The organism is uncultured Anaerofustis sp. (assembly GCF_938029165.1).
Classification (GTDB): domain Bacteria; phylum Bacillota; class Clostridia; order Eubacteriales; family Anaerofustaceae; genus Anaerofustis.
Genome location: NZ_CALHFB010000030.1, coordinates 81,945 through 95,191, shown reverse-complemented (window position 1 = coordinate 95,191; position 13,247 = coordinate 81,945). Strand labels below are relative to the sequence as shown.

General features: G+C 30.4%; 17 protein-coding genes. 6 read left to right on the top strand and 11 right to left on the bottom strand.

Annotated features, from left to right (window positions below; genetic code table 11):
* The first annotated feature begins 46 nt into the window (after positions 1-46).
* A complete protein-coding gene (locus Q0516_RS03440) occupies positions 47-454 on the top strand; it encodes a VOC family protein (RefSeq protein WP_294465925.1) in 408 nt (135 codons plus the stop codon).
* A gap of 123 nt (positions 455-577) precedes the next feature.
* On the opposite strand, the gene yqeK is transcribed toward Q0516_RS03440, so the two are convergent.
* The 7 genes from yqeK to rplU form a co-directional block, all read right to left on the bottom strand.
* Complete coding sequence (yqeK, locus tag Q0516_RS03435) at positions 578-1,162, bottom strand: bis(5'-nucleosyl)-tetraphosphatase (symmetrical) YqeK (protein ID WP_294465923.1); 585 nt, start codon at positions 1,160-1,162, stop codon at positions 578-580.
* A gap of 10 nt (positions 1,163-1,172) precedes the next feature.
* A complete protein-coding gene (nadD, locus tag Q0516_RS03430) occupies positions 1,173-1,769 on the bottom strand; it encodes a nicotinate (nicotinamide) nucleotide adenylyltransferase (RefSeq protein ID WP_294465916.1) in 597 nt (198 codons plus the stop codon).
* A gap of 8 nt (positions 1,770-1,777) precedes the next feature.
* Positions 1,778-2,062, bottom strand: a complete 285-nt coding sequence (gene yhbY, locus Q0516_RS03425) for a ribosome assembly RNA-binding protein YhbY (protein ID WP_294465913.1) — start codon at positions 2,060-2,062, stop codon at positions 1,778-1,780.
* An 11-nt stretch (positions 2,063-2,073) separates the two neighbouring features.
* The gene (gene obgE, locus Q0516_RS03420; RefSeq protein ID WP_117530854.1) at positions 2,074-3,357 is read right to left on the bottom strand and encodes a GTPase ObgE; all 1,284 of its coding nucleotides are present in this window, start codon (positions 3,355-3,357) and stop codon (positions 2,074-2,076) included.
* A 67-nt stretch (positions 3,358-3,424) separates the two neighbouring features.
* The gene (gene rpmA, locus Q0516_RS03415; protein ID WP_007050617.1) at positions 3,425-3,718 is read right to left on the bottom strand and encodes a 50S ribosomal protein L27; all 294 of its coding nucleotides are present in this window, start codon (positions 3,716-3,718) and stop codon (positions 3,425-3,427) included.
* A gap of 2 nt (positions 3,719-3,720) precedes the next feature.
* Positions 3,721-4,047: a ribosomal-processing cysteine protease Prp gene (locus tag Q0516_RS03410; RefSeq protein WP_117530852.1), complete on the bottom strand. Its 327-nt coding sequence runs from the start codon at positions 4,045-4,047 to the stop codon at positions 3,721-3,723.
* Complete coding sequence (gene rplU, locus Q0516_RS03405; protein ID WP_117530850.1) at positions 4,047-4,385, bottom strand: 50S ribosomal protein L21; 339 nt, start codon at positions 4,383-4,385, stop codon at positions 4,047-4,049. The genes Q0516_RS03410 and rplU overlap by 1 nt, the downstream gene beginning before the upstream one ends.
* Positions 4,386-4,713: 328 nt before the next feature.
* Between rplU and Q0516_RS03400 the strand changes: the two genes are divergently transcribed.
* On the top strand, positions 4,714-5,538 hold the full coding sequence (locus Q0516_RS03400; RefSeq protein WP_294465887.1) for an alpha/beta hydrolase: 825 nt from the start codon (positions 4,714-4,716) through the stop codon (positions 5,536-5,538).
* Between the two features lie 73 nt (positions 5,539-5,611).
* Here Q0516_RS03400 and prfB read toward each other — a convergent pair whose 3' ends face one another.
* The gene (gene prfB, locus Q0516_RS03395) at positions 5,612-6,706 is read right to left on the bottom strand and encodes a peptide chain release factor 2 (RefSeq protein ID WP_294465884.1); all 1,095 of its coding nucleotides are present in this window, start codon (positions 6,704-6,706) and stop codon (positions 5,612-5,614) included.
* A 400-nt stretch (positions 6,707-7,106) separates the two neighbouring features.
* On the opposite strand from prfB, the gene Q0516_RS03390 reads away from it, so the two are divergent.
* On the top strand, positions 7,107-7,769 hold the full coding sequence (locus Q0516_RS03390) for a transaldolase family protein (protein ID WP_257480063.1): 663 nt from the start codon (positions 7,107-7,109) through the stop codon (positions 7,767-7,769).
* An 88-nt stretch (positions 7,770-7,857) separates the two neighbouring features.
* Positions 7,858-9,570 carry an MBL fold metallo-hydrolase gene (locus Q0516_RS03385; protein ID WP_294465879.1) on the top strand — a complete coding sequence of 571 codons (1,713 nt, stop codon included), beginning with the start codon at positions 7,858-7,860 and terminating at the stop codon, positions 9,568-9,570.
* Positions 9,571-9,618: 48 nt separating this feature from the next.
* Here the strand turns inward: Q0516_RS03385 and Q0516_RS03380 are convergent, their stop codons facing one another.
* The 3 genes from Q0516_RS03380 to murC all read right to left on the bottom strand — a co-directional run bounded on the left by Q0516_RS03380 (position 9,619) and on the right by murC (position 11,941).
* Positions 9,619-9,891: an acylphosphatase gene (locus Q0516_RS03380; protein WP_257480033.1), complete on the bottom strand. Its 273-nt coding sequence runs from the start codon at positions 9,889-9,891 to the stop codon at positions 9,619-9,621.
* 14 nt (positions 9,892-9,905) lie between these two features.
* Positions 9,906-10,463: a DNA-3-methyladenine glycosylase I gene (locus tag Q0516_RS03375; protein WP_294465876.1), complete on the bottom strand. Its 558-nt coding sequence runs from the start codon at positions 10,461-10,463 to the stop codon at positions 9,906-9,908.
* 77 nt (positions 10,464-10,540) lie between these two features.
* The gene (murC, locus tag Q0516_RS03370) at positions 10,541-11,941 is read right to left on the bottom strand and encodes a UDP-N-acetylmuramate--L-alanine ligase (RefSeq protein ID WP_257480035.1); all 1,401 of its coding nucleotides are present in this window, start codon (positions 11,939-11,941) and stop codon (positions 10,541-10,543) included.
* Between the two features lie 258 nt (positions 11,942-12,199).
* On the opposite strand from murC, the gene spoVG reads away from it, so the two are divergent.
* Together spoVG and Q0516_RS03360 are read left to right on the top strand one after the other, a co-directional pair.
* Positions 12,200-12,481 (top strand): septation regulator SpoVG, encoded by a 282-nt coding sequence (spoVG, locus tag Q0516_RS03365; RefSeq protein WP_257480036.1) that lies wholly within the window; start codon positions 12,200-12,202, stop codon positions 12,479-12,481.
* A 63-nt stretch (positions 12,482-12,544) separates the two neighbouring features.
* Positions 12,545-13,204 (top strand): DUF1287 domain-containing protein, encoded by a 660-nt coding sequence (locus tag Q0516_RS03360; protein ID WP_294465871.1) that lies wholly within the window; start codon positions 12,545-12,547, stop codon positions 13,202-13,204.
* The last annotated feature ends 43 nt before the right edge of the window (positions 13,205-13,247 follow it).

Below are 13,247 nucleotides of genomic sequence, written 5' to 3'. Positions count from 1 at the left end.
CTATAATATTACTGTAATGTTAAATACAGAAAGAGAGGATTAAAAAATGAAATTTAACGAAACAACAATTCGTATTTTAGTAAGAAAAAATTATGGGGAATGTTTTGATTTTTACACAGAAAAAATTGGATTGACCGCAGTTTGGGGGGATAGAAACGGACCTTATACTTCTTTTGCCGTAGATGATAAGTCAAATCCTTGTTTTGCTATTTTTTCAGCAGAGGCAATGTCAATGTTTAAAGGATATGAACAACCAAATTTCAGTACACAGCCGGATACTATTACTGCAGTTATTCCTACGCTTGCTTTAGACTCTGATTATTTACGTATGAAAGAAGCGGGAGTTGCTTTTTTAGGTGAACCGCAGTATATTGAAGAATGGGGTATGCGCTGTACTTATTTCAGAGATCCCGAAGGAAATCTGTTTGAATTAAATGATGCCAGCGGTGTATAAAAGTTATATATCATTTAGTTAAAAAGTTAATGATTTATAATTGTATTTATTAGTTAATAATTATAAAAAAGACAATTAAAACTTATATTTTTAGAAATAAAAAAAGTCCTGTCATAGGACTTTTTAATCTTTCATTTTTTCTTCTCGTTCCATTATCAAATAATTTCTTGCATTAACAGTATTTGGATGCAAAAGATATCCCTTTTTTAGAATGGATAAAATAGTTCTGTTAAGGGACATAACTATTGCTTTATCAATATTTTCATATGCTACTTCCCTTACTTCTTCCACACCTTCATAAGTTCTGGTCTCTTCAATCACATCTGCAAGAAATATTATTTTTTGTAATAATGTCATATTTTCTTTACCGGTTGTATGATATTCTATTGAATTCAAAATATCTTCATCCGTTACATTGAACTTAAATTTTGCCATAACTCTTCCGGCTTTTCCATGAAGTAATGCAGTATTTTTTCTTTCTATATCGTCCAATTTGATATACTGCTTAGATAAGATATCTATCATTGCTTCCGGTTCCATATTTTTTGCGCAGTCATGTAAAAGTGCGGCAAGAGATGCTTTTTCAGGATCTGCTCCATAATTTTTTGCAAGCTTGACAGCTTCACGCTGTGTAGCTAATGTATGAATATATCTGTCTTCTTTTAAAAGTGTTTTAAGTGTTTGCTTTATGCTGGTATATTCTTTCATTTTTTCTCCCTTAGTCATCATAATATAAATTATTCTTTATAATATATTCTGCCACTTTTTTAGGAATTTTTAAAGACTTATTTGATAAAATATTATTTCTTATTTCGCTGGAAGATAAATCGATCATCTTAAAGTTCTTTAAGATATTTATATTTATATCATATTTTTTGTTTAACTCATTTACTTTATCTTCAAGTTCCGGTAATTTATATGGATTCCTGCCGGCAATAATAAAATCTACTTCTTTTAGTAACTTTTCATAGTCTTTCCATTTATGAAGTTCAAATATTAGGTCTGCTCCTCCGATAAAATATAAATCATTATATTTATTTTTTAAATATTCAACGGTATCAATAGTATAACTTATTCCTTTTTTATCGACTTCATAAGTATCGATTTCAAAATCATCATAATCTTGAGTAGCAAGTTCTACCATTTTTACTCTGTCTTCTGTTGATACTTTACTTTTGTTTTCTTTTATAGGGTTTATACTGTTTGGAATAAAAATCACTTTATCCAAATCAAATTCATTTTTTCCTGCAAGCGCCAAGTTAATATGTCCGTTATGTATGGGATTAAAACTTCCGCCGATAAAACCAACTTTCATTTTATCTCCTAGATGTTATATTTATTCTTATCGGGATTTCTTCTGTAAAGTACAAAAGTACTTCCTATCGTAATAACTACTTCACTGTTTGTCTTATCTGCTAAATATTCTGCTGATTCTCTAACATCTTCAAGAGAGTTTTGCTGTATTTTTCCTTTTATCAATTCTCTTGCTTTTAATGCATCATCGGCTTGAGTGACAATATTATCACTCATTCCGTCTTTACCGATGTGTATTATTGGCTGCATCTTGCTCGCTTCTTTTTTTAATAAACTTCTTTCTTTGCTGTTCATTTTTCTACTTCCTATTTATAATATTCAAATTCAAATCCTTCGATGTTTACTGTATCTCCGTCTGTAATGCCCATTTTTTCAAGTTCTGCAAAAATCCCTTTGTTTTTAAGAACTCTTTGAAAATATGTGCTTGATTCATAATCTTCAAGATTAACGGAATTTATGAGTCTTCTCATCATTTTTCCTTCAACATAATAAGTTCCGTTTTCTTTTTCGATTTCGTATTCTTTTTCTGCTTTTGGTGCATATAGTACTTTTTCTTCAGTTGTAAAGAATAATGGAGTTCTTTCTATTGTAGGGAGTACTTCTACTATATAATTCATTATTTTATCAAGTCCGTCATTCATAGCCGCACTTGAGTCAAATACTCTATATCCCTTTTGTTCAAAGTAAGTTGTTAAATCTTTGATTATTTCTTCCTTATTATCTATATCAATTAGGTCGGTTTTATTCAAAACAACTATTTGAGGTCTTTCCTTTAACTTCTCTGCATATAAAGATAATTCATTATTTATAATATCAAAATCTTTTTTTGGATCTCTTCCTTCTACTCCCGAAGCGTCAAGAACATGCACGAGAAGTCTCGTTCTTTCAACATGTCTTAAAAACTGATGTCCAAGTCCTTGTCCGGAGCTTGCGCCTTCTATAAGTCCCGGGATATCGGCTAAAACAAATTCCTCACTGTTTTTATACTTAACTATACCTAGGTTAGGTGATAATGTCGTAAAGTGATAATTGGCTATTTTAGGTGTAGCATTTGTTACCATTGAAAGGATCGTTGATTTGCCTACATTCGGAAAACCGATAAGTCCTACATCGGCTATTGTTTTAAGTTCTAATATTAGATTTTTTTCTTCTGCTTCATCACCGGGCTTTGCAAATTTGGGAGACTGTCTTGTAGATGTGGCAAAATGCTGATTGCCTCTGCCGCCTCTTCCTCCGTTAAGCACTGTTATTTCCTGGTTATCTTCTACCATATCGCATATTAAAGCTCCGGTTGCTGAATCAAAAATAACGGTTCCTACAGGAACTTCTATTACTATATCTTTTCCGTCTTTGCCGCTCATATTGCTTCTGCTGCCGTTTTCTCCGGCTTCTGCAGCAAACTTTCTTTTATAACGAAAGGCTTCGAGTGTATTTAAGGCAGAATTACTTTTAAAAATAACATTTCCGCCTTTTCCGCCGTCTCCTCCTGAAGGACCTCCGTTTGGAACATATTTTTCTCTTCTAAAAGCGACAGCACCGTCTCCGCCTTTACCGCTTTTAACATTTATACTAACTTTATCTACAAACATATATTATTTTCCTTTATAAAAAATTAAACTCCACACACTTAGTATGGAGTTTATTATTTAAATTATTCTATTGAGCCTTAGGGTAAACACTAACTTGTTTTCTTGTTTTGCCTTTTCTTTCGAATTTAACAACTCCGTCAGCTTTAGCAAATAATGTGTCATCTCCGCCAATTCCTACGTTAACTCCTGGATAAATTCTAGTTCCTCTTTGTCTAACTATGATATTTCCAGCTAAAACATATTGACCGTCACCTTTTTTAGTACCAAGTCTCTTTGATTCACTGTCTCTACCATTCTTTGTACTACCCATTCCTTTTTTGTGGGCGAATAGTTGTAAGTTATCTAAATTAAATTTAATCATTTTTATTCCTCCGTGATATTTAGTTTTATAAACTCAGGGTTTTCCTCTTCAATTCCTTTGACTGAAAGCATAAAACTTTTTGTAAGTATATCGGATTTTAATCTTTTATTTTTTTCTTGTTCGTCTATTTCTATCAATGTAAATCCTTCAGATACTTCTGCTTTGATATTTGCCTTAGCTATTTCCGTTAAAGCATTTATAAGGGATATAGTTAAAGTCGAAATACTGCAGCATATCAAGTCTTTTCCTTTTTCATTGCTTTCAGCGTGACCGCTGAGCTTAATTGTTTCAATAAAATCAGATTTTATATCAATGCTGATATTGATCATTACTCAGCTGCTTTTTCTTCTTTTTTTACAAGACCTGTTATTTCAACTTGTGTATATGGCTGACGGTGTCCTTGTTTTCTTCTGTAGTCTTTTTTAGCTTTATACTTGTAGATAATGACTTTTTCGCTCTTACCTTGTTCAAGTATTTTACCTTCTACCTTATAGCCTTCTACCAAAGGTGCACCTACTAACATATTTCCGTCTTCGTTTACAAATAATACTTCATCAAAAGTAACTTTCTTTTGATTTTTTCTCTTTGGAACGATTTTTTCAACGTTTATAACGTCGCCTTTTTGTACACGGTATTGTTTACCGCCTGTTTTAATAATTGCATACATATCTTTTACCTCCACTATCCTGTCTCGCCGTCCAAGGTGTGAATAATCAACTTCTTTTTACCTTCTTCAGTGCGGATACATGCTTAAATAGTATATCACCAAGACCTTGTTCTGTCAATGATTTAAAAGGTTTTTTATATTATTTTGTTATATTTAATGAATTATATTTTTTTAATGAATATTGATTGATTTAAATTAAGATCTTTATTATGCTTAAACTGTTTTTATTATATAATAAATATATGAATTGTTTGATTTATATTATATTGTCTTTGATATATATTTATGATATTTACAAAAAATATAATTTAGAAAGGATGAACAACTTATGTTTTATACTTATAAAAATATAAATATTTATTATGAAACTATCGGTGTCGGTAATCCTGTACTAATGATACATGGTCTTGGCTGTGACTTGACTTTACTGAAAAAGTGTATGGAACCAATATTTAAAAAACATGAAAATTATAAACGTATTTATATAGATTTGCCAGGAATGGGGAAATCCGATGCTTTAAAAGAATATTCTTCATCTAATAAAATTTTAGAAATATTGTTATCATTTATTAAAGAAGTGATAAATAGTAAATTTTTACTGATAGGGCAATCATATGGAGGTTATTTGGCTAGGGGTATATTATCAAAATGTAGTGATATGGTAGATGGTATGCTACTAATCTGCCCTGTGGTAATCTCTGATGTTAAAAAAAGAAATGTACCGGAAGTAAAAATCAAATATAGAGATGAAATCTTTTTAAAAGAGTTACACGATAGTGAAAAAAATGATTTTTTAGAGTATTGTATCGTAGCCAATAGTGAAGTATTCTATAGATATAAAAACGAAATACAATCTGGTCTTAAAATAGCTAATAATGTATTTATTGATTATTTAAAAGATGATTATTGTTTTTCATTTGATGTTGATAAAGAAGTTCGTAAACTTAATTATGAAAAATCTGTTTTATTAATAGCGGGAAGACAGGATAATTGTGTTGGTTATCAGGATTTATGGAATTTAATAGAGGACTATAAAAGTGCTTCTTTTTCTGTTATTAATTATGCAGGTCATAATTTACAAATTGAGCAAACTCAAATATTTAATGCTTTAGTTAATAATTGGTTGTTTTCTTTAGAAAATTATCAAAATTAAATATAATTGTATATATTGATTTAAAGTAAAAAATAGAAATAAGCTTAAACTTATTTCTATTTTTATTATTTTTCTACATTTTTAAATATGCATCGATGAATACATTGATATCTCCGTCCATCACTGCCTGAACATTTGAGGTCTCAGCCTTTGTTCTATGGTCTTTTACCATGCTGTAAGGGTGAAATACATATGACCTTATTTGATTTCCCCATGCTATTTGACCGTAGTCTCCTTTTATTTCATCGATTTTTTCCTTATGTTCTTCCATTAATATTTTATATAATTTCCCCTTAAGGATTTTCATTGCTGTTTCTTTATTTTGGAACTGACTTCGTTCATTTTGGCATGATACAACTATTTTTGTGGGAAGATGTGTTATTCTTACCGCTGAATCAGTTTTATTGACGTGCTGTCCTCCGGCACCCCCTGCTCGGTACGTATCGATTTTTAAATCACTTGGATTTATTTCAAGATTAGTATCTTCCTTTATCTCCGGTTCCACATCTACGGAAGCGAAGGAGGTATGTCTCCTGCTGTTACTGTCAAATGGTGAGATCCTCACAAGCCTATGAACTCCTTTTTCTCCTTTTAAATAACCATATGCATTATCCCCGCTTATTAATATTGTAACACTTTTTATTCCCGCAACATCTCCGGGAAGCTGCTCCAATATTTTTATTTTAAAATTTCTTTTTTCAGCAAATCTAATGAACATTCTAAGAAGCATTTCAGCCCAGTCCTGGCTTTCGGTACCGCCCGCTCCTGGGTGGATAGATAATATAGCATTGTTTGCATCATATTCTCCCGATAACAATGTGTCTATAGTAAAAACCTTAAGTTCCTTTTCAAGAGCTAATAATTCTTCCATCGTGCTGTCAGCATCACTTTCAGAGAAATCTTCCTGTAGCATTTCCACAAGTACGCTTATATCATCTTTTTTATACTCTAAAGAAGAATAGGAATTTATTTGGGATTTTAATGATTTGACTTCTTTTAAGATTTTGTTTGCTTTATCACTTTCATTCCAAAAGCTTTTATCATTCATAAGGGTTTCTTTTGATCTTAGCTCGTCTTTTAACAGTTCTATATTTATTGAATTTGCAATATCCGAAAGTTCTTTATCTATATTATCTAATAAGGTTTTAAGCTCAATTAGTTCAGCCATTTTAATACTTCCTTTGTATTTTAATTTAGTATAATTATTATATATTAAAATTTTATTTTTAACAATATATACATTTTGTCATGATGTAAAAGTTACATAAATATCTTTATTCTTGAAATAAATATTTGTGTAGTGCTTTTGCTTTCATTTTAAAATCATAAATAACAAATGAAATTAAAAATATATAAAGCAGTATTACGACAACATTATATCCTTTTTTATTTATATATAAATGTAAAGGTTATAATTAATCAAACATAATTATCTTTTGAAAATTTACCTTTATTTTCATAACCTTTTTTTCTTTTTTTACACGAAACTACTTGTAATTACTTAAAGTATAATATATAATTCACTTATCATAAAAACAAGTGTTATAAAAAGTAAGGAGAAATTACATATGTTATATTTAATTGATGATGCTAATGTTGAAAGCATCAAAACTATTACACAATATTTCCCAATTCATGGGGTAACTACCAATCCAAGTATTATTGCTGCAAACGGAGAAAATGTTTATAAAAAAATAAAAGCAATCAGAGATGTAATCGGTCCGGATCTTGAACTTCATGCACAAGTTTTAGAATCAACTTGCGATGAAATAGTAAAAGAAGCTATCAGACTTAGAGATACTGTAGGCGGAAACTTCTTTGTAAAAGTTCCTGTAACAGGTGAAGGTCTTAAATCAATAAGCGTATTAAAGGAATTAGGTTTCAATGTAACTGCTACAGCTATTTTTACAGCTCAGCAAGCTTTACTTGCTTCTACAGCAGGTGCTGATTATGTAGCTCCATACGTAAACAGAATTGATAACTTCTCTTCTGACGGTATCGGTGTTGTTGGTGATATAGTAAACTTATTCGAAATGTATGATAAAGATACAAAAGTTTTAGCTGCAAGCTTTAAAAATACACAACAAGTATACAATGTAGCTATGGTTGGTTCTCATGCTGCTACAATCAGCTGTGACTTATTCGAACAACTTATTTATCATCCTTTGACAACTTCTGCTATAATGGAATTTGAAGAAAAAGGTGCAGAATACTATACTTACGAAAAATAGTAATTATTAGTTTAAATATTATTGTATAATTTGAGTGGATATTTTATCCACTCTTTTTTATTACAAAAAAATTGATGAGGGAAATATTATGAAATTCAAAAATAAAATATTATGTGTTGTATTGACCATAGTAATTTCGTTTTCAGTGTTTGCTCCTTTTGTATTTGCAGAGAGATTATCCGGGAATAATAATTCAATGAAAGCTCATTTTATTGATGTAGGTCAGGGCGACAGTATTTTCATAGAAAATAACTCAGAAAATATGCTTGTTGACACCGGTAATTCTCCCGGCGGAGATAAAGTAATAAGTTATTTAAATAAAATAAATGTAAGTAAATTAGACAGACTTGTCATCACTCATCCCGATATAGACCATATGGGAGGTGCTATAAAAATAGTTGAACATTTTGGCAATATCAAGCATGGTGTATTTATTTCTTCTGTAATGGAAGGTGAAAATGCAGAGGCAAAAGTAGCTTATGGTAAATTGATGAAATTACTAGAAGATAAAAATATAGATGTCATCAAAGTTAAAACCGGAGATACATTTGATATAGGTGATATAAAGAATAAAGTTCTCTATGGTGAGACGGATTTAGCCGGTAATGATGCAAGCCTTGTTTTAGATGTAAGTTTTTTAGGCAGAAATTTACTTCTGACAGGTGATATGACCGGCAGTGCAGAAAATATTTTATTAAATGAAAACTTAATCAAGCATTATGATGTACTTAAAGTAGCTCATCATGGTGCCAAAACTTCTAGTTCAATGCCATTTTTAAGTAAAGTCAAACCAACATATTCTATCATTGGCGTAGGAAAGAATAGTTACGGACATCCCACTAAAGAAACCATAAACAATCTAACAAAAGTGGGTTCTAAAGTTTATCGTACAGATAGGGACGGAAGTATTACAGTCACTATTGATGATAAAAGAATTAATGTTACGAAGGAAAAGGCGACATGTCCAAGTACAAGTGTCAGTGTGACTCCGTCTTCGAGTATGTATCTATCTGAAAAGAAGACAATTAAAGCAGGTCTAACTCCTGATTATTCTACGGATAAAATAACATTTTCCAGCAGTAATTCAAAGATTGCGGCAGTTACTTCATCCGGAGTTGTAACCGGCAAGAAAGTTGGTAAATGTTATGTTTACGCAAAGTCGACTTCAGGTAAAGTAGCTAAATGTCTTGTTACCGTTAAAGCACCAATATTATCGGTGTCTAAGAAAAAGATTAGTCTATACACAAGTTTTAGTACTAATATAAAAGGGAGTGCGAAACCTTCTTCATATATTAAGTTTAAATCTTATAATAATAAAATCGTAACTGTAAGTTCAAAGGGAACAATTAAAGCAAAAAAAGCAGGAAAGACGCATATTTTAGCTTATTCTTCTCTCGGAAGAAAAGTAAAAGTTCCGGTTACCGTTAAACAATCTAAACTTAAATTATCTAAGAAGTCCGGGAAAATTATTTCAGGTAAGAAAGTAAAGATAAAAGCAAAATGCAGTCCAAAGAATAAAATAAAATTTGTATCTTCAAATAAAAAGATAGCAACAGTTAACAGTAAAGGTGTAGTTACCGGTAAAAAGGCAGGAACTACAACAATAAAAGTTAAGGCAAACGGTATTACTTTAAAATATAAAATAAAAGTTTTAAGTAAATCTCATTTGAAAGTATATATTTCCAATAGAAAAAGTACTTGTTATCATTACAGTAAAACTTGTTTAAAATCTCCAAAGAAAACAACTTTAGGTAAGGCAAAGAAAGCAGGATATTTACCTTGTAAGAGATGTGTTAAATAATAAAGAAATAAAAAATAGCACTAATTATAAATTTAGTGCTATTTTTATTTAATATAAGACGTCAAAAGATGTTTCATTTTGAATGATTTCTATATAATCTACCTTCATAGATGCTATATAGATAAAACGGTCGTACTTTAATTCTTTTATAGCTTCATCTATAAGATATTCTTCTCCTTGAAATTCAGCTTCTACATTTCCGTTTTTTAAGTTTTTTACAAACCCTGTCAGACCAAGTTTAGTAGCTTCTTTATAAGCGGTGTATCTAAACCCTACAGCCTGAACTCTTCCTTTAAAAATGTAATGTTTTCTTACTTTCATAATAAACACCTCTCTTAATATCTGAAACACTCTTTTTCATGGTCATTTATTATTCCTATGGATTGAAGATAAGAGTATATAATTATCGTCCCCACATATTTCATACCGCGTTTTTTTAAGTCTCTTGATACAGTATCAGATAGTTCATTATGCGTTGGCATATTGTCATCGGTATTTTTTATTATTTTGCCATTTGTAAAGCCCCAGATATAATTCTTAAAACTTCCGAATTCATTTTGTATCTTTATAAATATTTTAGCATTGTTTATTGCTGCATTTATTTTGTTTTTATTCCTAACTATATCTTTATTGTTTAATAATTCGTTTACCTTTTCTTCACTGTATTTAGATACTTTAATTACATCGAAATTGTCAAATGCTTTTCTAAATGCTTCTCTTTTTTTTAGTATCGTTATCCACGATAGACCTGCCTGAAACCCTTCAAGTATAAGCATTTCAAATAACTCTTTATCATTATAGGTAGGTACGCCCCACTCTTTATCGTGATAATCGATATAAATTTCAGAATTTAAATCTACCCATTTGCATCTTTTTATGTTTTCTTCTTTCATATAATACCTTCCACAGTTTATTATAAATATTATATCAGAAATAAAAAAAGATGTACAACAATGTACATCTTAATAATTTATTTATAAACTTCTTTTAATTTTTCTACTATATCATATGCAACCTGATTTATTGATTGGCTTCCCGCTACCAATACAAAATCTCCCGCTTTTGCATTCTTTACTACATAGTCTCTTATATCGCTGAATTCACTTATTACTCTTGAAGGTATATTATATTTTTCTACTACTTTTTTTGCTATATCTTCGGAATAGATATTCCATTCATTATCTTCTCTGTCAGAGTAAATATCATTTAATATAAGTTCATCCGCGCCTTTCATTGCTTCCACGAATTCATCGAATAAGAGGAATGTCCTGGAGTAAGTATGAGGCTGGAATATTACAAACAACTTATTATGTTCATAATTTTTACAAGCATCAATTGTAACCTTAAGTTCTGTGGGATGATGTGCATAGTCCTCAATAACAGTAATATCGTTAACTATACCTCTCTTTTCAAATCTTCTTTTAGCTCCGGTAAACTCTTTAAAGCTGTCATTTACAACTTCTTTATCTATCATGAAAAAGTCTGCTACGGCTACTACGCTCAAAGCATTTAAAACATTATGTTCACCCGGGATATTTAGTTCAAAATTGTGATAGAATTCTCCGTGTTTATAAACATCGAAGTTTGGATTACCGAATTTATCATATGTTATGTTCTTGGCTACAAAATCATTGCTGTCGGATAGTCCTGCTTTAACAATTTTACATTCTAAACCTTCAAGTATATCCAAAACATTTTCATCGTCTCCGTTTACTACAAGCATTCCGTCCTTTGGTGTTATCTGTGCAAATTTTCTAAATGATTCTTTTATTTGTTCAAGTCCGCCGGTAAAGTAATCTAAATGATCTTTTTCTATATTTTGAATTGTTCCCACAAAATGTCTTGAGTGTAAGAAACTATCCACAAACTCACATGCTTCTATAACAAAATAATCGCTGTCGCCCACTCTTGAATTCCCGTTTATCTTTTTAAGCGTTCCGCCTATTGAAATAGAAGGGTCTAAATTTGCATTTAAAAAAACTAAAGACATCAATGAAGAGGTTGTAGTTTTTCCATGAGTACCGCTTACTGCAATTGTTCTTTTATAATATCTGCTGATGAGTCCGAGATAAACAGAACGTTCAAGTTCTAAGATACCTTTGTTTTTTCCTTCTACTCTTTCAGGGTTATTTTCTCTTATAGCTGCTGAATATACGATTAGATCAATATCATCAGTTATATTTTCTTTATTATGTCCGATAATTACTTTAATTCCATTTTTTTCTAACTTCTCTGTATATACACAAGGTCTCATGTCAGAACCCAAAACTTCTTTGCCGTTGATTTTAGACATAAGTGCAAGCCCCGACATACTGGTTCCGCCGATACCTATAAAATATATTTTTTTAATATTCTCTAAATCTATATTCATAATTAATTCACCGCCATGTAATTTTTATCTTAAAATAAATATAATATACATTTTACTATGTTTTTATAATTTTTACAATATGTATTTTATTGTATATAACTATAGTTAAATATACTAATAAAATATATGCATCTTATTTTAAAATATAACTATTATGAAAATCCCAAATCCCTTATGTACAGCCTATGTAATCGTTGTTGCAATTATAAAATTTATGAGGTATAATATTTATAACAGATTAAAGGGAGGAAACGTATAATGCAAATCACAGACATTAGGGTAAGAAAGACATATGATGAAGGTAAGATGAAAGCAATTGTATCAGTAACATTTGACGATCAGTTTGTTATTCACGACATCAAAATTATTGAAGGAGATAATGGGGTATTTATTGCTATGCCGAGCAGAAAAATGCCTAATGGGGAATTCAAAGATATTGCACATCCTATAAACCTTGAAACCAGAGTCGATATTCAAAATAAGGTTTTAAAAGCTTATGAAGAAAAGTTACAGGAATTAGAAAACGAAGTTGAAGATTAGTTTTTCTAAAAGGGCAGTTCTCTATTAGGGGAACTGTTTTTTTGTATTTGGAATGAGGGGATTATGAATAAAAAGAGAATTTTGTTTTTAATAATAATAGTATTTGCTGTTATTTTATTATATATTTTTAAATATTTCGGATATATACCAACTAAATCTTATAGCTCGGAAGAACTTGGAATAAAAGATATAAAGTCTGATATAGATAAGGATAAGGACGGAATAGATGATTATACTGATATAATGCTTGGCGCCAGAGAGTATGTAATGACGAAACCTAAATATAAAAGTGCATATTATAAAGACGGATATCCTCCTAAGGGCGAAGGAGTATGTACAGACGTAATATGGTATGCATTTAAAAAAGCGGGATATGATTTGAAAGATTTGGTTGATTATGATATCAAAAATAACATAAAAGAATATTATAGAGTAGAAGGTAATCCGGACCCCAATATTGACTTTAGAAGGGTACCGAATTTATTAGTCTTTTTTAGGATGAATGCACTTTCTCTTACGAAAGACATAACAAAGGTAGACCAGTGGCAGCCCGGAGATATAATAACATTTTCAGATAGTCATATAGGAATAGTATCGGATAAGAGAACTAAAAATGGTGAAGTATTCATAATACATCAAAGTAAGTTTGAGAAAAAAGAAGTTTATGCAATGTATAGATATAATGATATCAGCGGTCACTTTAGATGGATTAATAAAAAATAAGACCTTCATAAAGAAGGTCTAAGGATTTCATTAAGTAAAGAAT